The sequence below is a fragment of the Clostridia bacterium genome (assembly GCA_036654455.1).
Lineage (GTDB): Bacteria > Bacillota > Clostridia > Christensenellales > CAG-314 > JAVVRZ01.
Window position 1 is genome coordinate 64,672 of record JAVVRZ010000003.1, and the last position, 23,375, is coordinate 88,046.

The 23,375-nt window shown below is 38.0% G+C and carries 19 protein-coding genes; 9 read left to right on the plus strand and 10 right to left on the minus strand.

The features are described 5' to 3' along the window. Positions 1-100: 100 nt before the first annotated feature. A complete protein-coding gene (locus tag RR062_04160; GenBank protein ID MEG2026902.1) occupies positions 101-1,255 on the minus strand; it encodes a choice-of-anchor A family protein in 1,155 nt (384 codons plus the stop codon). A gap of 85 nt (positions 1,256-1,340) precedes the next feature. Here RR062_04160 and RR062_04165 point away from each other — a divergent pair, with 85 nt between their 5' ends. The 4 genes from RR062_04165 (at position 1,341) to RR062_04180 (ending at position 5,984) form a co-directional block, all read left to right on the plus strand. Next, positions 1,341-2,630 (plus strand): glycosyltransferase, encoded by a 1,290-nt coding sequence (locus RR062_04165; protein MEG2026903.1) that lies wholly within the window; start codon positions 1,341-1,343, stop codon positions 2,628-2,630. A 129-nt stretch (positions 2,631-2,759) separates the two neighbouring features. Beyond that, the gene (locus tag RR062_04170) at positions 2,760-4,112 is read left to right on the plus strand and encodes a carboxypeptidase-like regulatory domain-containing protein (GenBank protein MEG2026904.1); all 1,353 of its coding nucleotides are present in this window, start codon (positions 2,760-2,762) and stop codon (positions 4,110-4,112) included. 36 nt (positions 4,113-4,148) lie between these two features. After that, a complete protein-coding gene (locus tag RR062_04175; GenBank protein ID MEG2026905.1) occupies positions 4,149-4,442 on the plus strand; it encodes a hypothetical protein in 294 nt (97 codons plus the stop codon). 162 nt (positions 4,443-4,604) lie between these two features. Further along, entirely contained in the window at positions 4,605-5,984 is a 1,380-nt protein-coding gene (locus RR062_04180; GenBank protein ID MEG2026906.1) for an NAD(P)H-dependent oxidoreductase, read from the plus strand. Between the two features lie 156 nt (positions 5,985-6,140). Here RR062_04180 and RR062_04185 read toward each other — a convergent pair whose 3' ends face one another. Continuing rightward, entirely contained in the window at positions 6,141-8,069 is a 1,929-nt protein-coding gene (locus tag RR062_04185) for a cation-translocating P-type ATPase (protein MEG2026907.1), read from the minus strand. 270 nt (positions 8,070-8,339) lie between these two features. On the opposite strand from RR062_04185, the gene RR062_04190 reads away from it, so the two are divergent. From RR062_04190 to RR062_04205, 4 genes are all read left to right on the plus strand, one after another. Continuing rightward, positions 8,340-8,834, plus strand: a complete 495-nt coding sequence (locus RR062_04190) for an Lrp/AsnC family transcriptional regulator (GenBank protein ID MEG2026908.1) — start codon at positions 8,340-8,342, stop codon at positions 8,832-8,834. 57 nt (positions 8,835-8,891) lie between these two features. Continuing rightward, entirely contained in the window at positions 8,892-10,055 is a 1,164-nt protein-coding gene (locus tag RR062_04195) for an NAD(P) transhydrogenase subunit alpha (protein ID MEG2026909.1), read from the plus strand. Positions 10,056-10,145: 90 nt separating this feature from the next. Then, entirely contained in the window at positions 10,146-10,445 is a 300-nt protein-coding gene (locus tag RR062_04200) for an NAD(P) transhydrogenase subunit alpha (GenBank protein ID MEG2026910.1), read from the plus strand. A 2-nt stretch (positions 10,446-10,447) separates the two neighbouring features. Next, a complete protein-coding gene (locus RR062_04205) occupies positions 10,448-11,863 on the plus strand; it encodes an NAD(P)(+) transhydrogenase (Re/Si-specific) subunit beta (GenBank protein MEG2026911.1) in 1,416 nt (471 codons plus the stop codon). 175 nt (positions 11,864-12,038) lie between these two features. Here RR062_04205 and RR062_04210 read toward each other — a convergent pair whose 3' ends face one another. Together RR062_04210 and RR062_04215 are read right to left on the minus strand one after the other, a co-directional pair. After that, entirely contained in the window at positions 12,039-12,287 is a 249-nt protein-coding gene (locus RR062_04210; GenBank protein MEG2026912.1) for a cysteine-rich small domain-containing protein, read from the minus strand. 58 nt (positions 12,288-12,345) lie between these two features. Then, complete coding sequence (locus RR062_04215; protein MEG2026913.1) at positions 12,346-13,845, minus strand: cation:proton antiporter; 1,500 nt, start codon at positions 13,843-13,845, stop codon at positions 12,346-12,348. Positions 13,846-14,123: 278 nt separating this feature from the next. Here RR062_04215 and RR062_04220 point away from each other — a divergent pair, with 278 nt between their 5' ends. Next, a complete protein-coding gene (locus RR062_04220) occupies positions 14,124-15,350 on the plus strand; it encodes an aminopeptidase (protein ID MEG2026914.1) in 1,227 nt (408 codons plus the stop codon). A gap of 214 nt (positions 15,351-15,564) precedes the next feature. Here the strand turns inward: RR062_04220 and RR062_04225 are convergent, their stop codons facing one another. The 6 genes from RR062_04225 to RR062_04250 form a co-directional block, all read right to left on the minus strand. Continuing rightward, complete coding sequence (locus RR062_04225; GenBank protein ID MEG2026915.1) at positions 15,565-17,214, minus strand: hypothetical protein; 1,650 nt, start codon at positions 17,212-17,214, stop codon at positions 15,565-15,567. A 63-nt stretch (positions 17,215-17,277) separates the two neighbouring features. Further along, positions 17,278-18,354 (minus strand): tRNA 2-thiouridine(34) synthase MnmA, encoded by a 1,077-nt coding sequence (gene mnmA / locus RR062_04230; GenBank protein ID MEG2026916.1) that lies wholly within the window; start codon positions 18,352-18,354, stop codon positions 17,278-17,280. A gap of 3 nt (positions 18,355-18,357) precedes the next feature. Then, positions 18,358-19,857, minus strand: a complete 1,500-nt coding sequence (gene rho / locus RR062_04235) for a transcription termination factor Rho (protein MEG2026917.1) — start codon at positions 19,855-19,857, stop codon at positions 18,358-18,360. Positions 19,858-20,143: 286 nt separating this feature from the next. Further along, positions 20,144-21,781: a germination protein YpeB gene (locus RR062_04240; GenBank protein MEG2026918.1), complete on the minus strand. Its 1,638-nt coding sequence runs from the start codon at positions 21,779-21,781 to the stop codon at positions 20,144-20,146. 9 nt (positions 21,782-21,790) lie between these two features. Next, the gene (sleB, locus tag RR062_04245; GenBank protein ID MEG2026919.1) at positions 21,791-22,459 is read right to left on the minus strand and encodes a spore cortex-lytic enzyme; all 669 of its coding nucleotides are present in this window, start codon (positions 22,457-22,459) and stop codon (positions 21,791-21,793) included. A gap of 256 nt (positions 22,460-22,715) precedes the next feature. Next, positions 22,716-23,240: a stage II sporulation protein R gene (locus RR062_04250; GenBank protein ID MEG2026920.1), complete on the minus strand. Its 525-nt coding sequence runs from the start codon at positions 23,238-23,240 to the stop codon at positions 22,716-22,718. Between the last annotated feature and the right edge of the window lie 135 nt (positions 23,241-23,375).

The window sequence follows — 23,375 nt, forward strand, 5'->3', positions numbered from 1 at the left end:
TATATTTACTACTGTTTATTATGGACTTGACAGCTTTTGTCAAGTCCATAACTTTTTATTTACGCTTACAATTTAAACTTTTATTTAGTCTTTTTAGACTTTATTTGCATAAATCACACTTAAATACACGCAATTTCCCGTGCAAAATCATCTCTAACTTAGCAATAGACCTAGTCATTCTCTCCACCGACTTATTTATATTTGTCAATTCTTCAACGGTTAAATCCATAGCGATTGCAACTTGAAGTTTCTCCCCCTCGGCGTTTAATATGTGTGCGATAGCGGTTTGTTCAAGAGCTACCGACTCTATCAAATCGGTTATAGCTTGTTTGCGAGGCGGAGACGGCGGTATTGTAAACGAGCTAGTAGTAGTCGAACTTGTAGTCGTGGTCGTTGTTGTAGTTGTCGTAGTCGTAGTTGTGCTTGAACTACACGTACCCGTAGTCGAAGGGTCGTATAGGTCGGGTAGTTCGCCTAAAAATTTGTTTTTTATACCGTTAACATTGCCCTCTAAATCGTTGACAATAACCGTACCAAATAATTTTACGTTGCTACCGCTAGTTACGCCAAATGGAGCGAGAATAGCCCCGTAAATATCGCTGTGTATTTTTAAATTTTGCGAATCGGGGAAGTTCCATACCACGTATTGAGCTTGCGCCTTAGTTATGGCTACCCCGTTTACAAGAGTGGTAAAATTATTTAGAGTTACCGCTGTTCCCAGCACGCTAATTAGTATTGTAGAATTTGCAGGCGCTACTATGTCAACGCTAGTAATCGTACTAATGTTGATAGCGTCGTCAATTACAAAATTGTTTAAAGCGGGGCTTGTTCCGCTTAGAGTAAGTGTAGTATCCTTCTTAGTGACCACGCCGTTAGCCGTCATTTCCGCCCAACCCACAGTCGAACACCATAAAAAATTGTAAGCATAGATATCGTAAGGTCTATAAGTAAACGGCTTAGGTTGCTTAGTTACGCCGTTATTATTGACCATAGTATACTTAATAAGAACGCCTAAGGCGTCTAAACCGCTGTTTTGAGAGTAGTTTATGCCACCTGTAATATCCATTTCGCCTAGAACTTGCAACGATTGTACATAATCCCCCGTCGCCATTGGCAAATCTTGACCTAAACTATAATTATTGTAAGTTGCATTCTTACCCACCCAAACAGCGCCCGTCGCATAAGCGTTGCTTTGTTTGTGATTTCCCATTACAAAAATGTTGAAATCATTTGCAAGCCAAAAGTTAACCGCCATAAAAACCTCCAATATCAAAGTAACACATTTAATGTTATTAGTATAAAATATGTTGCGAGAAGAATTTATGTTAGTGAGGTATAATGTGAAAATAGCTATATTGACTATGTTTAACGGGCTGTCAAACACTTATTCGCTTGTAAACGTAGTTGAAGAACAGCTTAAAATGTTACTTAGCGATAATATTACAGTAAAGATGTTAGTAAGCCAACATTGTCCCGACAGCGACAGGACGGGTATATTTGCCGATAAACGTATCGAATGGGTAAAAATAATCAACAGTAGCCAAGGAAAAACATTTAGATGGAAGACTTACACTAAGGCAACCGACGTAATAGAAGAAGATTTTTTTGACCAAGCAAGATTAATTTCAAATGACTATATTAAATATCTAGAAGACGTAGATATATGTATAATGCACGACATTCTTTATCAAGGCGTGCATCTATTGCATAACGTAGCCATAAGACTGGCTCAACAATTTCTTCCTAACCTAAAATTTGTAGCCTTTACCCATTCTGCGCCGGTTGAACACCTTGACGCTCCTTACCCAATTAACTGTATGTTTACGGGTATGCCCAACACCACTTTCGTCTACCCTACCAAATGCGGTTTGCCTTACCTTGCTAAGCAATATGCGGTAGATGTTAGCGACTGCGCATACATAAACAATGCCCTTGCCCCCACGCTAAGTCTTAGCGAGCAAACTAAACAAATTGTAAATAGCCTTGATTTATGTTCCAAAGACATAGTGATAATTTATCCGGCTAGACTGTGTATGAGCAAAAAATTTCACGTTGTAGCCGAGTTTGCAGGTTACTTCAAAAAATATTTTGGAAAAAGCGTGGGCGTTGTCTTTTGCGACTTTTCGTGTAGCGATATTCCCCCAAATATGTATAAACATTTAATTACCGACTATGCGTATTTAGGCGGACTAGAAAAAGACGAACTGACTTTTACCTCTAACTTAGGCTTTACAAATGGCGTTAGCAGACAAACCGTACTAGAATTATTTACTTTAAGCAACTTATTTATTTGTCCGTCGTATAGCGAATCTTTTGGATTAACTGTGTTAGAAGCGTCAAGCCGAGCAAATTTTCTTGTGCTTAATCAAGCCGTACCGGCGCTATATGAACTTGGACTTAGCTTAAACGCATATTTTATGCGGTGGTCGGCAAAAAATTACGGCTTTGACACGATTGAAACTTATCACCCTTCGCAAAAAAGTTACTATATAGAAAATGCTCAAAAAATATTAAACGCTATGCAAGACAATGATGTTTTAAGGGCAAAAACGCTTACAAGACTGCGTTATAGCGATAAGCGAATATATTTAGACCAGCTTAAACCTTTGCTGATTAGTTTGACGAAGTAATTAACATAAAATTTGCAAACTACATATTGTAAAGTAGTGGCAAGACCTTTTCTTAATCAAAATATTACATAATTCGTCACAATTTGATAACTTGTGTACTATTTTTATGCGAGAAAAGGAGGTAACGCAATGAAAAGTGGCAAAATTAGCTGTCTACCCATTAACAACATAATCGAGTCGATAGCCCTAGAAGAAACTGCCCTTTCACATATTCTTAATGCCGAAGGCGAAAAAATACAAAAAGCGCTTGAAAAAGCTACTAGCATAGACGAGTTGCTTAGAGTCAACGGCTCGGTACAATGTACCATTACAGACATAACCCATTTAGAGTGTATCTTATACGACAAACTAAAACTAGCAATAAACGCCGACTGCGGAGGCTGTCCGCCGATAATAAATAAGGGTTTAGTTGGAGTGTTTGTCTATTCGTGCAAGACCAAATTTCCGCTGTCTAATGTAAGCGTAAAAGTATATGACCAAAGTTCTACCCTTGTTGGTAGCGGAGTAACCGATGCAAACGGCATATATTTCTTAGGAAATCTTAACAATGGCGTCTATACAGTTGTAGTTAAAGAAATTACTACGGGAAAAGAACAGAGTTTTACAGCTACTATTGACGAAACACAAAAAATCGTGTTTAAACAAATATGTTTTGAAAGTCAAACAATTAGCGGTATCAGCCTTTATGTTTACGAATGTCAAAAGAAAATACCTTTGTCAAACATTCTTGTCAAATTATTTGACAGCTCAAATAACCTAATCGAACAAAAAACTACCGATGAAACAGGCAAATATATTAAGCTAGGCTTGCCTCACGACATTTACAAACTTCAAATGACCAACCTCACAACTAGCGAAGTTAAGGAACAATTTGCCGAAATAAACGAGAACAATAAATATGTAGAGAAACAAGAATGTTTTTCTAACGCTACTTTGTTAGGCGTAATTACCGTAAAAACAACTATATGCGCAAATTGCAAACCCCTTGCCGGCATTAAAGTAACTATAACTAAGGGCGCAAACGTTGTCGACTATGGCGTGACCGACGCAAACGGACAATTTAAATCACAGTTATTACCACTTGAAACGTATAAAGTTATACTATTTGACACCTTAACGCAAGTCGAACAAGTTCGCACTGTAACGCTAACGCAAAATAATCCAAATGTAAGCATAGAAGTATGTTTTACACGTTGCTATAACGATTACGTCAATATTAAGGGCATAGTAACCGACTGTTACGGCAATAGACTATGTAATGCCCTTGTTACGGCAAACGGACTAGACAAGCGACAAACAAGAACAAACGACTGCGGACAGTATGAAATAAACAATCTAAAAGTTTGCAATCAATTTACAGTCTATGCCGAATGTAAAAATCAAAGAAGTAGCGTCTACGTCGAGAATAACCCAGTTAATAAAAATTATGTGTGTAACATTAAAATTAAATTACACAGTTATAGTTTCGGGCTATCTATTTAGCTCATAAAAAATAAAATTGTAAGGAGAAAAAATCTTATGAGTATGCCAGTAATCGTACCTAGCACAACCCAAAGGTGTCAAGCCATAACCGATATTATCGAGTCGGTAGCGCTTGAACAAACAGCGTTGTCGCACATCTTAAACGCCGAAGGCGAAAAACTACAAAAGGGCATAGCCCTCGCAGGCGTTACTAACGACCAGTTATTGTCGCTTAACGCTTCGGTTAGCGATATGGTAAATTCCATATCTAGGCTTGAAATGTTGCTTCAAATGAAATTAGAAGTATTTAAAGATTGCGCTTGCGTATGTCCGCCTGTCGTAACGCCTTAATACTTAAATTTATTATAAAAAACAAGTCTTTACAGACTTGTTTTTTTTATTTGCATAGTTAAAGCAAAAAGTTAAAGCAATACGTAATAATTATAAATAAGAAAAAATGATAAGTTGACATATTCGCTGTTTTACAATATACTTCTTTTAGAGGTATAAATAATGAAAATAGCAGTATTAAATGGTAGCCCTAAGGGCAAACAAAGCGTAACGCTACAAAGCGTGCTATATTTGCAAGCGCATAATAAACAACACGAATTTGTAATATTTAACATAGGTCAACAAATTAAAAAGTTGCAAAACGAACAAGAGTTTGACAAAGTTATTGAGCAAATACTACTTTGCGATACTATTATGTTTGCTTACCCCGTATATACTTTTCTTGTACCCTATCAGCTACATCGATTTATCGAGCAACTTAAACAATCTGCTCGGGCAAAAGAATTTGCCGGCAAATATGTTACACAGCTAACAACGTCTAAACATTTCTACGACTACACTGCGCATAACTTTATAATAGACAATTGCAACGACCTAAAATTAAACTACGTTTGCGGTCTTTCAGCCGATATGGACGACTTGTTAAAAGTTGAAGGTCGAGCTGGCTTAGACTGTTTTTTTGCAACCTTTGTTCACTGCGTCACAAATAATAACCACCTTTTTAGCCCGAGAGAAGCCCCTCAAACCGTCAAACCATACATCTCGACTACAAGTACGCCCTGCCAAAAGAACACCGCATACGACACGGTTATATTGACTTCTTACCAAGAAACGCAAACTAATCTTTTAGAAATGATTAAGGAATTTTGCGCCGTATATCCTAACAAAACACGAATAATAAACATAAACGACTTCAAATTTGACGGAGGTTGCTTAGGCTGTTTTATGTGCGCAACCGACGGCAAATGCGTATACAAAGATGGTTTTGATACTTATTTAAGAAATACTATCCAAAATGCAAACGCCTTTATATACGCCTTTGAAATTAAAGACCACTCTTTTGGAAGTAAATTTAAACAGTTTGACGACCGTCAATTTTGCAATGGTCACCGCCCTATGACAATCGGGTCGGCTGTTGGATATCTAATTAGCGGAAACTACGACTATGAGCCTAACTTAAAACTTGTAATCGAAGGGCGAGCAAGCGTAGGACAAAATTACTTCGCAGGGGTTGCAACCGACCAAAACGACACAAAGCAAGAGATTAGTTCGTTGAGCGATAACTTAGCTTTTGCATTGGCTAATCACTCTAAGCCTAGTCAAAATTTCTTAGGAGTTGGCGGAAACAAAATTTTTAGAGATTTAATTTATGTTATGGGCGGACTTATGAAAGCCGACCACAAATTCTACAAGCGACATAACTTCTACGACTTTCCTCAAAAGCAACTTGGTACAAAACTAAAAATGCAAATGGTTGGAGCGCTTATGAGTAACAAAAAACTAAGAACAAAAATGAAAGGCAAAATGAACGAATTTATTCTTAAACCATACGATAAGGCTATTGAAAAGAGCTTGCGAGATAAAGACGATAAAAATGTCTAACCCTATTAAAATAGTAAAAATATCTAGCAAAACTAAGTAAATTACGATAATATCAATAATGTAAAAGAATAGAGAGTAACATTAAAAACGTTCCTCTCTATTTTTTTACAAACTATATTCTTATTGACAATTTATAAATTCTTTGTTAATAAACTATTACGCTTTTATTTGACCTTCAAGCTGTTTGATAGGTTTAAATTTGGTAAATAAAAGTTCAACCGAGCTAATAACTACGATTAGCGAACTAGCGTTATGTACTAATGCGCCTATAACGGGGTTGATTATTCCAAACATTGATAAGATAACAGCGGCAATATTCCAAACAATCGAAAAAGCTATGTTGAAATTTATGCGAGAAAAAGTCTTTTTAGAAATTCGCAATAAGTATGGAATTGTTTCGATATTATCGTTAACAAGTACGGCGTCGCTTGCGTCAACTGCTATATCGCTACCGATTCCGCCCATAGCTAGCCCTGCATAAGCAGAACGCAAGGCCAACGAATCGTTTACGCCATCGCCTACCATACATACTTTCAAACCATCTTTCTGGCAAGATTTAATATATTCCATTTTTTCTTGCGGTAACATATTAGAGCTAATTTGTTGGATATCTAGGCTTGTTCCTATATTGTTAGCCGTTTGCTCATTGTCGCCCGTTAGAAGAATAGGTGTAACGCCTAGCTGTTTAAGCTCGCCTATTACAGACTTTGCATTTGTTCTAGCTTTGTCGGCAAGAGCGACTGCGCCTAGATAAAGCCCGTCTTGCGAAACATAAATTACGGTTGCCCCTAGACCTAAATACTGTTCGACTTCGGCTAAATCATCTACGACTATATTGTTTTCAATTAAATATTCTTTTTTACCGGCTAATACCAGTTTATTGTCAATCGTTGCCGAAACGCCTTTGCCTGCAACAAGCGTGAAATTATCGCATTCTTGACTTTTACCTCCGCTAGCCAAATAATGTTTAACTATGGCTTTTCCCAAGGGGTGTTCGGACTTTTGTTCGCAAAGGGCGCAAATTTGAAGCAAGTCTTGTTCTGTAATATCAAGCCTAGCCGACTTTACCCCTATTACTTCGGGCTTGCCATAAGTCAATGTTCCGGTCTTGTCAAAAGCGACGGTCTTAATTTGAGAAAACCTCTGCATACTCTGTCCGGATTTAATTATAATTCCGTGTTTTGTAGCGTTGCCTATACCGGCTATAATTGCCGTTGGAGCTGCAAGGGCAAAGGCGCAAGGACAAAACACTATTAATATAGTAACCCCTCTTATCAAATCTTTGGTAACAATACCTGTAATAATTGCCGTAAGCAAAGCTACGATTACTAGGTAGGTCGCAATTTTGTCGGCTCTTTTAACTATTGGCGCTTTATTATCTTCAACTTGTTTAGCTAAGGCAATCATACGTTGCAAAGAACTATTTGTTCCCGAACTTGTAGCTTGAAAAGTAAATACGCCAAATTGATTGATTGTTCCGCTTGTTACGTTGTCGCCTACGGTCTTATCTATCGGTATAGATTCGCCCGTAATAACCGACTGGTCAACTGCGGTGTCGCCTTGTATAATTATTCCGTCGACGGCTATTGTTTCGCCGGCAAGAACACGCACAATATCGCCGACTTTTATTTCTTCAACGGCAACAATTTCTTCTTGTCCGTCAACTAAACGCCTAGCAGTCTTAGGGGTAAGGTCAATTAACTTTTGAATACCGCTATACGCTTTGTCAACCGTAGCTTCTTCAAGCAATTCGCCTAGTAACATTATGGCGGCTACTTCGCCTGCGGCAAAATACTCTTTTACAATAATCGAAGCAACCATAGCTATTGTAACAAGTAACCCTGCCTTAATATTACCCTTAGTAAATAAAGACAAAAGCGCAGTATAGGCGATTGGAACGCCACAAAGAACTATTGCAACCCAGGCAATGTCAAAAGCTAAGTTGTCGCTTATTCCGGTTTGCTTAAAAATAAAACTAAGAATTAAGCTTACCGCCGAAACCGATACAAGCGTAATGTTGCGTTTAACTTCGTTTGCAAAAAAATCTGTCAAAACTTTAAAAAAACTTCTTTTTGTGTCAGTCATATTGCTCCTTTTGAGTGATAAAATATCCCCCCTAAGAGGATATTACTAATATACTCCCAACCTTGCAATATTGTCAAATGTTTTTTACGCATTATTTTTTACTACAATATAGTCAAAAACTAATATATAGTGTCAAATAACCATATTACACTAAATTTTTTGTACAATGGCGGTTCTTGCCAAAAAATCTTTTGTTATTTTGTGAAAAAACTATTTACAAACGCATAAAATAGTTGTAGAATAGTCTAAGAAAAGAATGGGAGGAAAGCGATGGATAACATAGATGTTAAAATTGTTAATTGTCTAAGGCAAAACGCTAGAATGAGCGCTTCGGAAATTGCAGAAAGCGTAAGTTTATCTATTTCGGCGGTAATTGAAAGGATAAAGAAACTTGAAAATACCGAAGTAATCAACGGCTACACTGCGTTAATCAATCCTCAAAAAATTAACAAAGACGTCATTGCCATAATGTCGGTATCTATCGAACACCCTAAGTACAATCAAAAATTTATACAAATAGTTAGCAACCATTCGCACATTATTCAATGCTACTATATTGCCGGCGACTACGACTTTTTACTAAAAATTGTAACGCAAAATACACGCACGCTTGAAAAAGTATTAGACGAAATTAAGAGTATTCAAGGCGTAGCCAAAACTAAGACAAATATCGTGCTTTCTACCCTAAAAGACGATTTTACTTCTCCATTGTTTGCCGACGAAAGCGATTTGCCCAATAGTTGCGACAATAAATCTAACAAATAATCCAAAAAAGGATTAAAAAATATTTACAGCGGGTAATTCCCGCAAAAAGGAGACAAAATGATAGTAGGTATTCCAAAAGAGATTATGCACGGAGAGAGGCGTGTATCCTCTATCCCAGAAACCGTCAAAAAGATGGTAGCAAACGGTTGGACTGTTTTGTTTGAAAAGGGCGCAGGTCTTGGCGCATTTTATCCCGACGCAGCTTACGTAGAAGTAGGCGCAAAATTAATTGACGACCCAATCGAAATTTACAAAAAAGCCGACGTTATCTTAAAGGTTAAAGAACCCCTATTTAACGAAGAAAAGAATTGCCACGAAATAGATATGATGCACAAAGGTCAATATCTAATTACATTTATTCACCCAGCCGCTCCCGTAAACCACAAAATGGTAATGGCTATGGCAAAACAAGGCGTTATTAGTATTACTCTTGACGGTATTCCACGTATTTCTAGGGCGCAATCAATGGACGCTTTGTCTTCAATGAGTACTTGCGCAGGCTACAAGGGAATAATTATGGCTGCAAGCAATATCGCTAAATTTATGCCTCTAATCGGTAGCGCCGTTGGTATGATTAAGCCTTCAAACGTTCTTGTGCTTGGCACAGGCGTTGCAGGTCTACGTGCTGTTGCAACCGCAAAGAGTTTGGGCGCAGTAGTTTATTCTGCTGATATTAGACCAGACGCAAACGAACAAGCAATGAGCTTAGGCGCAAAGATAGTTGACACCGGCGTTCCAGCAGAGATAGCAGTAAGCAAAGATGGCAAACACGCTAACCACCTAAGCGACGAATGGCTTGCAAAAGAAAGAGCCCATCTAGCCGAAGCCGTAAGCAACGCTGACATTGTATTCTGCTCGGCATTACTACAAGGCAAACTTGCTCCTGTACTTCTAACCGACGAAATGGTAGCTTCTATGCGTCCGGGTAGCTGTATTGTAGATATTTCTATCGACCAAGGCGGTAACTGCGCTATAACTACGCCCGGTATTAGAGATGTTAAACACGACGTCATTATCGAAGGCATTAAGAATATTCCGGGAATGTTGCCTACAAGCTCAACGTTTATGTTTGCTCACAACATTTACAACTTACTTAACTTCTTAGTAAAAGACGGCAAAGTCGTACTTGACCGCAACGACGAAATTGTTGCTTCAACCCTTGTTACAATCAATGGCGAACTTGTACACGAAGGCGCAAAAGAAGCTATGGGTATTAGATAACAACTTTGTTACCTAACTTTTAAATAAACAACTTAATCACCCTCATCACAATCAAAATGGTGAGGGTGAAAAAAAATAATGAGGTAAATTATGGAAATTATACAAATTGTATTTTTAGGCGTGTTTATATTGACGGCGATTATTGGTTACAAGCTAATTAATAATGTGCCTTCTCTACTTCACACTCCTCTTATGTCGGGTATGAACGCTCTTTCGGGCATTACGGTTTTAGGCGCTCTTACGGCTATGGCTAGCGCATTTGGAACGGCAGGCAAATCTATAACGGCAGGTATTCTGGGCGGAATTGCAATCGTACTTGCTATGATTAACGTTGTTGGCGGTTTTGTTGTAACTGACAAAATGCTAAGAATGTTTAAAAAAGGAGAGTAATTATGCCAGAATATTTATATTTTATTTTAAGCGGAGTTCTCTCGGTTGGCGTGCTTGTTGGCATATTTCTAATGAGTAAGGTCAAGACCTCTGTTCTTGGCAATCGCATATCGGCTGTTTGTACTCTTGGCGCAATAATTGTAACTTTAATTGCAAATGAAATTTTACCTGTTTGGGCATTATATATCGCCCTTGCAGTAGGTATAGCGATTGGAATAATCTTTGCTTTAAGAGTAAAGATGATTCAAATGCCTCAAATGGTAGCTTTGCTCAACGGTCTAGGCGGAGCGGCAAGCGCAATCGTAGGCGGACTAGCAATATTTGGATTTAGTCTTACCATGGGTAAACCTGCAACAATCAACGCTTTTGCAATCGTAACGGCAGGCATTGCCTTGTTTATTGGTTGCGTAACCCTTATTGGCAGTTTAATAGCCGCAGGCAAACTACACAAAGTAATTACTCAACGCCCTATTATATTTAAAGGACATCAAATATACACAATAATATCTTTAATACTTACTGTTGCTTCGGTAATTTTACTGCCTATATTCTACAACGAATTAATAGCTGTAATTATACTTACTTCTTGCATAGCCGTATTTTCAAGTCTATTTGGTTTCTTCTTCTCAATTAGAGTTGGCGGAGCTGATATGCCCATTACTATTTCTTTGCTCAACTCGCTTAGCGGTGTTGCCGGAGCTATTGCGGGACTAGCCGTAGCCGACCCGTTATTAGTTGCAATAGGCGGTATTGTTGGAGCGTCCGGACTACTACTTACACAAATTATGTGTCGTTCAATGAACAGACACTTAATGGATATTCTTCTAGGAAAGACAAGTTCGGCAGGCAAACACGTTGCCGTACAAGAAGAAGTTAAGGAAGAAGTCGAAGACGACACCATAGAAGAAAAAGTCGACGTTAAAGAATTACTAACAAAAGCAAAAAAAGTTATTATCGTTCCGGGATACGGTATGGCGATAGCGCAAGCTCAACACTTAGTTAAGCAACTTGCCGACAAGCTAATTTCTTGCGGTGTTCAAGTTAAATATGCCGTTCACCCAGTAGCAGGCAGAATGCCCGGACACATGAACGTATTACTTTGCGAAGCTAACGTAGACTACGAAGACTTATACGAAATGGACGCAATTAACGGCGAATTTGCCGACGCTGACGCTACAATAGTAATCGGCGCAAACGACGTTCTCAATCCGGCGGCAAACACAGCTGAGGGTACGCCTATATATGGTATGCCCGTGCTTAACGTTATCAACTGTAAACATATATTTATATTTAACTATGACTTAAAGCCCGGCTATGCAGGCGTTCCTAACCCAATTTACACAAGAAAACACGGCGTAGAATTGTTGCTAGGCAATGCAAGCGTAACCCTTAAAGACTTTATCGATAAACTCAACTAATAGAATTTTTAAGCGATATGTTAAAGTCCTAAACCATTATTTATAAATTCTTAGACCAAAAATAGACCTCGTAATGAGGTCTATTTTTATTATAAATTATTATTGTTTAATTGCCCGTTTGGCATAGAATTAGATTAGAGCCGACAGTTTTAAGAGCTGTAAAAATTAATTAGGGCTATTTAAGTTCTAACTTATTTTCTTCCACAAGCTTTGCGATAATGTAGTCGTAATTATAATGAGGAAGTAGGCAAGCCGAACAATCTTTAATTTTGCCGTCAATTAAGGTGTAATTGCCACCGCAATCTAGTCTATATAGCGGACAAAAACAGAACAAGCAGTTAAATTCGCCCTCTCTGCTCGTCTTATGGCAAGGAAAATATTCGCAATCTCGGTTACAAAAGAATTGACTACTATTTTTTTTCATATTTTTACTCCATTTAAATTAGTATTTAAGCGTAGTTACTTGTAAAATTATCGCCGTACTATTTGTTGGTTAGATTTTTTGAGTCTTCGTTGTCTTTAATTTGCTGTTGAGCCTTTTCAAATAACGTAGCGTCATTAATATTTTCACTTTGTACGGTTTCTTTTGAGGGTGTTTGAGTACTTTCGTTGTCTTTGATTTGCTGTTGAGCCTTTTCAAACAAAGTTTTGGTGTCAAAGTCTTGTTGCGACTGCTCTACATTTTGGGTTTGAGGTTGATCGTTTTGTTCGCCTACGGCAAGTTCTTTAATATTTGCGTTGTCTATTGTTGGAATTTGCCCTAGACTTATTGCCGAAGTTTGAGCGCTTGTTGCAGAATTTTTAATTCTTTTGGGCGTTTTTTCAATCTCGCCAGCCTTAGTGAGGGCAATTTTAGTGAGTAACGGCCCTAAAATTTCATAAACTAGGGTTGCGCAAAGTACGACTGTGGTCACTTGTTGCCCAATTTCTGGTAGTTGCGCCATTACAACGCTCGCCATACCGATAGCTACGCCGGCTTGTGGAAACAAAGCTATTCCTAGATATTTGCGAACGTTGGGATTTGCCTTTGTAATTACCGCCCCTAAATAAGCTCCGCCCCACTTACCTATTGCCCTAACTACAATATATACAAAACCGACTATGCCTACCGTTGGCAATACTTCTAGGTTAAGCTGAGCGCCCGAAATAACAAAGAATAGCATAAATAATGGATAAGTCCACCTTTCAAGCACTTCAAGCGGAACTTCATTTTCTTTAAATAAGTTGCCGTAGAATGTTCCTATCATCATACAAAGTAGCAAGCTTGACAAATTTAGCAATTCCGCAAGCGCAATTCCGCCAAGCGTAAAGGTGATAATAAGCGTAAGCCTATTTGCTCGGGACTTAAAAAATCTTGAAACAAGGGCTAAAATAAAGCCCAAAGCCGAACCTATAACAAGGGCTAAAAGTATCTCGCAAACAGGAACTAAAAATGCCGAAACAAAGGAAAGCGAACCGCCTACGTGAAGTACTTTGCCTATGGCAAGCGAAATGGCAAAAACCATTAGCCCTAACGCATCGTCAAGCGCAACAACCGGCAGTAATGTTTCCGTCACGGGCCCTTTGGCTTTGTACTGACGCACTATCATAAGCGTCGCAGCCGGAGCGGTTGCCGTTGCTACTGCGCCTAAAATTAAAGCGAAAGGCAAAGGCTCGCCTATAAGTATCATAACAAGGTCGACAAGAATTGTAGCAAGCAAGGCCTGCATAGCCGTAATTACAAGAATATTCTTGCCTAATTTTTTAAGCAAAGATAATTTTATTGATGTGCCGATAGAAAAAGCGATAAAACCTAACGCAACGTTAGTAATAATTTCCAACATCTCTAAATGCTGCGCCGTAATTAATTTAAATACGTGAGGTCCTATTAAAACGCCTGCGATTAAGTAACCCGTAACATTGGGAAGACGCAATAACTTCATTAAACGGGTAAAAATTAGTCCTGCGAGCAAGGCGAAACATAAAATAAAAATAATGCTCATAATTTTGGTATATCTCCTAAAAATACGCAGTAGAGAAAGGTTTGTTTACTGTTTTCTAGCAAATTTTAGCCTATTTATTCCACAAAGGCAAGTGTTTTACACCCCCTTGAAAATTTATAAATATCGATATAATAATTTTTTATAATACTCTTAGCCCTTGAAGAAAATATATCTTGAAAGTTGTTCGCTAACATTATTTTGCCCTAAATTTGCGTTAGTCTATTGACTAATATTTAAAAAAAAGGTAGAATAAAAGAAAAACAAGGAGAAAAATATAAATGTTAAGTGAAAAACAATTAGAAAAATTTGCCGACCTCGCCGTAAAAATCGGCATTAACTTACAAGTTGGTCAAGACCTCAACATAAGAACTCAAATCGAATGCGCCCCTATCGCAAGAATGATTGCCGTTTCGGCTTATAAAGCTGGCGCAAGACGAGTAATGGTTGACTACCTAGACGAAAAACTTAAAAGAATTGACTTCGACTATCAATCAATCGAGGCGCTTGAAGACGTTCCTAATTGGGCGATTGAAAAAAATAATTACTTAATTGACCATAATTGCGCAAATATCTCAATAGCGGCAGGCGACCCTTCAATTTATACCGGCGTTTCGGCTGAAAAATTACAAAAGTCGGCGGCGGCATACAGCAAAGCTAACAAATATTATCGTGACGGTATGATGAGCAACGCTTGCAGATGGCTTGTAATATCTGTGCCTACTAAGGCGTGGGCAGACAAAATATTCCCAAAATGCGACAATTCGGTTGATAAACTTTGGGACGCTATCGCTATGACTATGCGACTTGACCAAAAAGACCCTGTTGGGGCGTGGGAAAAACATATTGAAACTTTGACAAGACGAGCAGAATTTATGAATAGCAAAAACTTCGACCATGTTCACTTAACTAATAAACACGGAACTGACCTTAAAGTCGGGCTTGCCGAAGGACATATTTGGTGCGCAGCGCAAGAACTTGCAAAAGATGGCATTAAATTTACAGCTAATATGCCAACCGAAGAAATTTTTACCGCTCCGCATAAAGATAGAGTTGACGGCGTGGTTGTTTCGGCGCTACCGCTAGTTAATCAAGGAAATATTATAGAAGACTTCTCGATTACCTTTAAGGCAGGTAGAGTAGTTGACTTTAAAGCTAAAAAAGGTTATGACGCCCTTAGCAATATTATTGAAACCGACGACGGCAGTCATTACTTAGGCGAAGTTGCTTTAATCGGTAAAAATAGCCCTATCGCTAAATCCGGGTTGCTATTCTTCAACACTTTGTTTGACGAAAACGCTTCTTGCCACCTTGCCTTAGGTCAAGGATATCCTAGCACAGTTAAAGACGGCACGACTATGACTAAACAACAACTTGCAGATGTTGGCGTAAACGATAGTATGGAACATTGCGACTTTATGATTGGCACAAAAGACATCAACATTGTTGGCGTAACTAGGTCGGGCGAAGAAACTCAACTATTTGTCGACGGCGAATGGGTAATCTAAATTAATCTTTAATTACATTAATAAAAGGTTAAATATATTGTAAATTAATTGCCTTAACAAACAAAAATAATGACTTCTTAATTAATTAAGAAGTCATTATTAATTTAAATATCTAACAAAAGAATGGCTACAAGACTAGGACTAAACTACAATAAACTATAAGCAAAACACAAATGTAAGCTAAATTGATATAATTTGGTATTGTAGCAAATAATTAATCTTTTTTAGGTATGCCAAAACGCTCTATTTGGTCAAGTTTATCTTTCTCGATTTGTTCAAGCTTGCGTTTGCAAAATGCTAATTCTTCGTCAATTTCTTTTATGCCTTGTTGGCTAGCCTTGCCATACCAATAAAAAGCTTTTTCATAGTCAAGCGAAACGCCTCTACCTGTTTGGTACAACAAGCCTATTTGACACATCGCCGGAGCGTAACCTAAGGTCGCCGAGCGTTCGAGTAGCCTTGCCGCCTCGACGTAACTGCGCTTAACGCCGATATGGTTCATATAGCAATTTGCATAATTATATAGGGCGGGCGCATAGTCTTGCTGACAAGAAAGACAGTAAAGTTCAACCGCCTTTTCTTCATTTTTTTCTACGCCAATTCCTTTTTGATAATAGATGCCTAGATTGTTCTGCGCCATAGCGTTTCCGCACTCGACTGCTTTTTGATACCAGTAGACGCCCCTAGTTAAGTTCTGCGGGGTATTGCGACGTTTCTCGTAAAATAACCCTAGCTTAAACATCGCCTCGCCAGAACCGCCTAACGCCAGCTTTTTCAGCTCGTTATAAGAAAGCAAATCGCTACTTGCAATGTCGCCTGCGTCGTCCTGCTCGGCTACGACAATAGGTTTGACAATTTCTTGCAAATTAACTTCTTGTTTAATTTCTTCAACTTTGAGCTGAGGTTTTTGTTCTAATTCCTCAATTTCGGGTTTAGCTTCTTGTTTTATTTCTTCAACTTTAAGCTGAGGTTTTTGTTCTAATTCTTCAACTTCGGGCTTAGTTTCTTGTTTAATTTCTTCGACTTTTTCAATTTCGGGTTTAATTTCGGGTTTTAATTCTTCGACTTTTTCAATTTCGGGTTTAGTTTCTTCAACTTTAAGCTGAGGTTGCTGTTCTATTTTTTCGATTTCGGGTTTAATTTCTTCTTTAACTTGAAGCTTTATTTCTTCGTTTTGCCCTTCTGCATTCTCAGTTTCTTTTTGCAAATCTTCTTGGGCTTGCTCAATAATATTCTTAGCGCTTGTCGATTGTTGATTAAATTGTTCGACAATAGATAGTAATTCTTGTCTTACGGGAATTTGAGGTTGCGAACACTTAGCGTACCATTCATTTGCGATTATTTCGTTTGCATCTACGCAAAAGCCGTCCTTATAGCAATTTGCAAGCTCGTAACAAGCCACAGTATAGCCGTCTAATGCAGATTCGGTTAGCCAGTAAAAGTAGGCGTTTAAATTTTTTTCGGTGTCGCCTAATCCAAATTTAAAATATTGAGAGATTATATATTGACTTATTTCGTCTCTATCGTGAGCTTGCGAAAATAATTCTTGAAAATTTTCTGCATATATTTGATTGTCGTCGCTATCTTTTGCAAGCGCATAGGCGCACTTAGCGCTACCTGATTCTTTGCCTTTTTCGTACCAATCTTTTGCGATAGGTATATTTTTAGCGCAGTCAAAACCTAGCCTATAAATTTCACCCAGCGCAAAGAAGCTGTCGGGATAGAAAAATTTAGCAGAGTCGGTTAAGCATTTAACGGCTCTTGCGCTACTTGGATTAGCAACGTTGACAAAACAATACGTTAGCCCTTCATAGTAAAGGACCCTGAGCGAATCCCAAATTTCTGGCGAATACTCCTTTTTCATTATATTAACTCCTTAACATAAGTACTTTCTTTTGTTATGTACGCATTTGCAATATAGTAACATTTATTTATATATTTTGTCAATAACTCCTCCGCCTAAACAATACTTTTCATCATAAAAAACTGCGTATTGCCCTTGTGTGACTGCTCGTTGAGGTTGACTAAACGTAACTAGGCAAGAATTATCGTCGTTTATGCATATTGTAACGGGTTGCTCTTGCTGTCTATATCTAAATTTTGCAAAACAATCAAACTGTTTATTAATTGGTTTTGACGGAATAAAGTTTACATCGCTAACTAGACAAGCCTTGCTATATAACTGTTCTTCGCTACCGTGAGAAACTATAAGTCTATTGGTTGACAAATCTTTTTCGCAAACAAACCATCTACCCTCTTGCCCGTCCTTTGCCCCGCCTAAGTTAAGCCCTTTGCGTTGACCTAAGGTATAAAACATTAGTCCTATATGTTCGCCCACGACTTGACCGTCAATGGTGACTATTTGTCCGCTTTTTGCGGGAAAATAATTCTGCATAAATTTGCGAAAGTTGCGTTCGCCGATAAAACAAATTCCTGTGCTGTCTTTTTTACAAGCGGTTGGAATATTGTTGTCTTTTGCAAGCTGTCTAACTTGGGGTTTGGTATAATTTTGCAAAGGGAACAGTACTTTTGACAGCTGAAATTGATTTAGTTGATTGAGAAAATATGTTTGGTCTTTATCTATGTCTACCGCCTTAGACAGATAATGCAGTCCGTTAATATGTTCGATACCACAATAATGTCCGGTTGCAATATAGTCGGCGTCAAAAGTTAAGGCAAAATCTAAAAAAGACCCAAATTTTATCTCCTTATTGCACAAAACATCGGGGTTAGGGGTGCGTCCCTTGCCATATTCTTCTAAAAAATAACTAAATACTTTGTCTTGATACTGTTTTGCAAAATTAATTGAATAACAAGGTATATCTAAACAAGAGCATACCGCCTTAGCGTCGGCAAAATCTGCCTCTGCGCAACATACTCCGTTAGAATCTGTTTCTTCCCAATTCTTCATAAATAGCCCGATTACTTCGTAGCCTTGTTGTTTAAGCAATAAGGCTGCGACTGAACTGTCGACGCCTCCGCTGATGCCTAGCACTACTCTCATATATTACTTCTTAGGCTTCTTACTAAGCACTTTTAGTAGATTGATAAATTCGGCGTTATTGTTAGTTGTCATAAGTAGGTCTATTAATTGTTCGGTTGCGTCTATTGTGTCGGTACGAGAAAGAGCCCTACGAATCATCCACATACCTTCGAGTTGACTTTGAGTAAGTAACATTTCTTCTCGCCTTGTACCGCTTTTAGCTAGGTCGATTGCGGGGAAAATGCGTTTCTCGCTCATTCTACGGTCAAGGTGAATTTCCATATTGCCCGTACCTTTAAATTCTTCGTAAACTATGTCGTCTAGACGACTGCCGGTATCGATTAAAGCCGTTGCGAGTATAGTTAGGCTACCTTTGCCGACAACGTTGCGACCTGCGCCAAAGAAACGCTTAGGCTCTTGAAGCGCAGAAATATCCAGTCCGCCGGTAAGCGTTCTACCGCTTTGCTCGGCTGTTTGGTTATAAGCCCTGCCTAGACGAGTTATGCTGTCTAATAAAATCATAACGTCCTGACCTTGTTCGACCCTGCGTTTTGCATTGCTAATTACAAGCTCGGCTATTTGTATATGATGTATTGGAGATTGGTCAAATGTAGAGTAAGCTACGTCGCAATCTAAGCTTTGTTTAAAGTCGGTGACTTCTTCGGGTCTTTCGTCAATCAACAACACAATTAAGTGCATTTCGGGGTGATTTGCTCGTATAGCTTGGGCAATCTTTTTGAGTAAAATGGTCTTGCCTGTCTTAGGGGCGGCAACAATTAGCCCCCTTTGCCCCTTGCCTATGGGCGCAACTAGGTCGATTAGACGCAAAGAATACTCGTTTTTATCCATTTCTAGCGTTAGACGCTCGTTAGGATAGCAAGAAACCATATCTTCAAAGCGTTCTTTGCGAACGTATTCTTCGCAAGGCACGTCGTTAATCTTAAATACAAATATAAGCGAGGGCGATTGCTTTTCGTTAAACGCTCTTGATTTACATTCTATTTTGTCGCCTGTTTTTAGTCCAAAACGACGAATTTGTACCGGTGGAACATAAACGTCGCCGTAAGAACTATGGAAATTTTCCACTCGTAAAAAACCATATCCTTCGGGTAATATTTCAAGAATACCCGACACTACGGTGTCTTTTGCGCTTGCTGTTTCGGTGTCTGCCGGCGGAGTAGTGTCTGCTGGCTGTTGAGGTTTTTGTAGAATTAACTCTTCGGGCGTCTCTTCGGGCGTCTCTTCGTCTATTTGAACTTGTTCGTTAAATACTTCTACGTCTTGTTGATTTACGGCTGTTTCTTGTCCAACCGAAGTAATATCGACTTGCTTTATAGGCGGTCTGCCTCTCCTTGATTGTGGTTGAGGTTTAGCTCGCCCCTCTTTGATTGCTAATATTTGGTCGATTAAATCTTGCTTTGGACGTGTTGTTGGTCTATCTACTCCAACATCTCTTGCAAGCGTACGCAGTTGATGAATCAGCATAGCTGACAAAGCGCTTTGAGTAAAAACTGTTTCTGACATAAAACCTCCGTAATAATAAGTAGACTACTTGTTATTTGTTGAAAAATGATAAAATTGTTGTGTTTGGTACAAAGTAAATAAAATTGTTAAAAAATTATGTGTTGTTAAGTCAATAATCTATATGCTTACTTATATAGTCATTATACCATTTGCAAATATAAAGTCAAGTTTTTACTTATATTTCTATTAATTAAAAATTATTACCATATTATATTGCTATAATAACAAAAATAGCCTAAGCGTTATTAACATTTAGGCTATTTTTTATTTTTATTGCGTAAGATTGCTACATTACATAGTAGCCTTGTTGTGTGTTGATTACTTTTAAAATGTCCCTTTCTCTTAATGTTTGACAATCTATATAAACATAGTATTTATCTTTGCCTTGCGTGCAAACCAACTCGTAACAAAGGTGTTCTTTTCCGCAATCATCGGGAATAATTGCAAGACTCTTGCTCGAAACATTTAATCCCGAGCTTAATTTTGCGCTGGCTTGATAAAATTTATCGTGACCTTGCGGAATTGTTCTTGTTTTATGATTTACTAAATATGCAAACGTTTCAATGCCCACAACTTGGTCGCTTGTTGTATCGATTGCCATTTTAATCATATCCGGATAAACTCTAACGCCGTCTACCGTATAGACAAGGTTGATATAGATTCGGTCGTCAATCGGTTTAGACGCCCACATAGCTTTACAGTCAAAACCTAAGTTTTTTGCAAGATTTTCAGCTATTTTAATATATTTATCTTTGTTATAGGGTTTTGAAGCGCTAATAGGAGCGTTATATCCGTCAAATTGAAGCAGTCTACCATCGGTAGTTAGCATAACCGTAAATTCTGCGCCATTATTTGTAGTCATAGAATATCTTAACGCTTTGGCTTTATTAGTAATTGTATCTACATAATCAAGTTTTGCTATGCCATAATCGGCAAATGTTCTTTTAATATAATTTAGTCCTTGTTGGCTAGTGATGTCTTCGCCTAAAACTAATTTCTTCTCCGCAAAGGAATCGGCATAAGGTCCGTCGTAAATTAAAGTTGGGTAATTAAACAAAGATTTGGCTTGGTCGCTATTTGAAATACCTTCCATATCAAAGTTTGTCATATCGCCTTCGATAGCGTTATTTTCTAATACAAGATAGAAGTTTTCGGCTACTTTTTGCAATTTGCTTAAATATTGTCTTTCTCTTTGAGTTAGTTTATCGCCCAAAGAAGAATGTCCCGCTAGACAAGACAGTAGGTCTTGGGTTTGATTTATAAATTTATTTGCGTTAGAAATTACTTTTACGCTAGAATTAATAGGCAAAAGCGAAATATTTGTTGAAGAAGAAGACAAATAGCCCATAGTTTGCATAATCAATTTACCGGCGTTAATTGTGTCGTTACTAACGGCAAGTTTGCTTAAACTAACCGCAACATTACGCATATCGTCGGTTAATTGATAGACGCATTGTTGATAAAGATTATTTAATTTTTGCTTAGCAAGTTCGTTTTTGGTTAAGTTGCCCTCGTCTTGCTGTTGGCTGGGAATTAGCTCGCCTGAGGTTTTATCGCTTGTTGTGTCTTTAATATCTTTGGTATCTTTATTTAAATTTTGATTGTTGTCGTTTAAGGAAGCGTTGTTAGCGCTTCCTTTGTTGTCAATAACCTTGTCGGGAATTACGGTAAAGTCGCTTTTTGGGGCGGTCAATGTCGCATTTATTCTAATAAGATTATTGAGTTTGCTCTTGGCGATGTCGGGGTCGGCATTTTTGATTGTTAAAGTATAGGAATTAAGTTGATTACCTTCTACCTTAGTATTGCCGTAAACGTTGCCAGCTAGCGCATAAAATATGCTTAGAGCAATCGTAAGCGTCCACATTACGCCAAAGAATATTGCAAAACCTAGTGTTTGCTTGCTTGCTTTCTTTCTTGTACTCATTGTTACCTCCTATGCACAAAAGACGTGTTTGCCTATTGTTGTAATTATTGGTTTGGTTCTTATCCATTGAGAAGTTGCAGTTTTTGGGTTGTAGTAGAATGTACAGCCGTACGTTGGGTCCCATCCGTTTAGAGCGTCCTCTGCCGCCTTAATACATTCGTCGTTAATACCTATATTTATTTGTCCGTCGCTTACGCAGGTAAATGCGCCGGGTTGATAAATTACGCCTGCAATAGTGTTGGGGAATTTGCTACTAGCTACCCTATTGATAATTACTGCGGCAACAGCGACCTTACCAATATAGCTTTCGCCCCTAGCTTCACCATAAATACAGCGAGCTAGTATATTTAAATCGGCGCTTAAATTACTAGAATTAGAGTTGCTAGACGTGTTAATGCCTAGCGCATTTAAAGTCGCCCTGCCTGCAATACCATCAGGGGTAAGATAATTTTTCTTTTGGAAATTTTTTACCGCAGTAGCTGTCTTGTAACCAAACACTCCGTCGGCGCTTCCTGCAAGATATCCCCAGTTTTTTAGTTTGGTTTGAATTGTTTTAACCGTCGTCCCCCTACTGCCATACTTATATACTTCGGCGGATACTTGTTGAGGTATTAGTATAATTGCCGAAAGGCATAAGCATATAGACAAAATAAGGCATACTTTTTTAATTAAATTCATATCTTTTTAATCCTTTTTTATTTTAGTTTGTCTAGCGGAATAAAAAAATATACATAGTAATTACTTGCCTACGGTACAAGACTCGATAGTTTATAAGACCTAAAAGAACTTAATTGGCGCTTAGCGAAAAATTAAATAAAAAATACGCTAAATGTCCTAAGACAAAATAGCGTATTTTTAGTAATGGAGGGCAAAATTGAGTAACAAGAGCAAATATTAATATAAATCTTTATACTATTTAAATTGTAAGTTTAATCTAAGGATTATTCTTAAAAAATTCGTTTATAATTTCGAGTATTTTTGATTTATAATAAAAACCTTCTTTGTCGCAGTTAGTAGCTACAAAGCACAACGGCGGATAAACCACGCACCACCAGTTGTCGCCTGACGCATCGCCTAACTCTATAATAAGAGCGTCATAAATGCCTTCTTCTAGCATAAGTTGTTCGTATTTCCTTGTGGGGAAAGATTGACTGTCTAAATACGCTTTCGCCGAATAGCCATATCCGCATTGTTTTAAAACTTTGTTTGCCGAAGCAACTATGCTGTCAAGATTATTTGTAACGACCTGTCTTGCTTGGTCTTTCGTGTGAACTTGGCTTAAATACGGAGTAAGCAAGGTAGTTATGGTGTCTTTGACAAGATATTTGACATCTTGGTCTGCTTGACTATTGCTATTTGCTCTAATATGTATTCTTAAATATTCTTTATGCTCGTTTGAGCTAATAATTAAAACGACTAAGGCGATAAAAATTGTTATAACGGCTAATACTTTCTTCATAGTTACACCTCATAATAAAAAGATACGCTAAGATTATTAGCGTATCTAGGGCGACTTAAACTTAAAACTTGTAAATTATTTAAAAAATTAACAAATAATTTACGACTAAATAAAGATATTGTTATAGTTTGTCGA

Coding starts and splice junctions, on each gene's coding strand:
- RR062_04195 (MEG2026909.1), top strand. CDS start 8,892: ATGATAGTAGGTATTCCAAAAGAGATTATGCACGGAGAGAGGCGTGTA.
- RR062_04175 (MEG2026905.1), top strand. CDS start 4,149: ATGAGTATGCCAGTAATCGTACCTAGCACAACCCAAAGGTGTCAAGCC.
- RR062_04220 (MEG2026914.1), top strand. CDS start 14,124: ATGTTAAGTGAAAAACAATTAGAAAAATTTGCCGACCTCGCCGTAAAA.
- RR062_04210 (MEG2026912.1), bottom strand. CDS start 12,287: ATGAAAAAAAATAGTAGTCAATTCTTTTGTAACCGAGATTGCGAATAT.
- RR062_04215 (MEG2026913.1), bottom strand. CDS start 13,845: ATGAGCATTATTTTTATTTTATGTTTCGCCTTGCTCGCAGGACTAATT.
- mnmA (MEG2026916.1), bottom strand. CDS start 18,354: ATGAGAGTAGTGCTAGGCATCAGCGGAGGCGTCGACAGTTCAGTCGCA.
- sleB (MEG2026919.1), bottom strand. CDS start 22,459: ATGAATTTAATTAAAAAAGTATGCCTTATTTTGTCTATATGCTTATGC.
- RR062_04205 (MEG2026911.1), top strand. CDS start 10,448: ATGCCAGAATATTTATATTTTATTTTAAGCGGAGTTCTCTCGGTTGGC.
- RR062_04185 (MEG2026907.1), bottom strand. CDS start 8,069: ATGACTGACACAAAAAGAAGTTTTTTTAAAGTTTTGACAGATTTTTTT.
- RR062_04250 (MEG2026920.1), bottom strand. CDS start 23,240: ATGAAGAAAGTATTAGCCGTTATAACAATTTTTATCGCCTTAGTCGTT.
- RR062_04160 (MEG2026902.1), bottom strand. CDS start 1,255: ATGGCGGTTAACTTTTGGCTTGCAAATGATTTCAACATTTTTGTAATG.
- rho (MEG2026917.1), bottom strand. CDS start 19,857: ATGTCAGAAACAGTTTTTACTCAAAGCGCTTTGTCAGCTATGCTGATT.
- RR062_04180 (MEG2026906.1), top strand. CDS start 4,605: ATGAAAATAGCAGTATTAAATGGTAGCCCTAAGGGCAAACAAAGCGTA.
- RR062_04200 (MEG2026910.1), top strand. CDS start 10,146: ATGGAAATTATACAAATTGTATTTTTAGGCGTGTTTATATTGACGGCG.
- RR062_04190 (MEG2026908.1), top strand. CDS start 8,340: ATGGATAACATAGATGTTAAAATTGTTAATTGTCTAAGGCAAAACGCT.
- RR062_04240 (MEG2026918.1), bottom strand. CDS start 21,781: ATGAGTACAAGAAAGAAAGCAAGCAAGCAAACACTAGGTTTTGCAATA.
- RR062_04225 (MEG2026915.1), bottom strand. CDS start 17,214: ATGAAAAAGGAGTATTCGCCAGAAATTTGGGATTCGCTCAGGGTCCTT.
- RR062_04170 (MEG2026904.1), top strand. CDS start 2,760: ATGAAAAGTGGCAAAATTAGCTGTCTACCCATTAACAACATAATCGAG.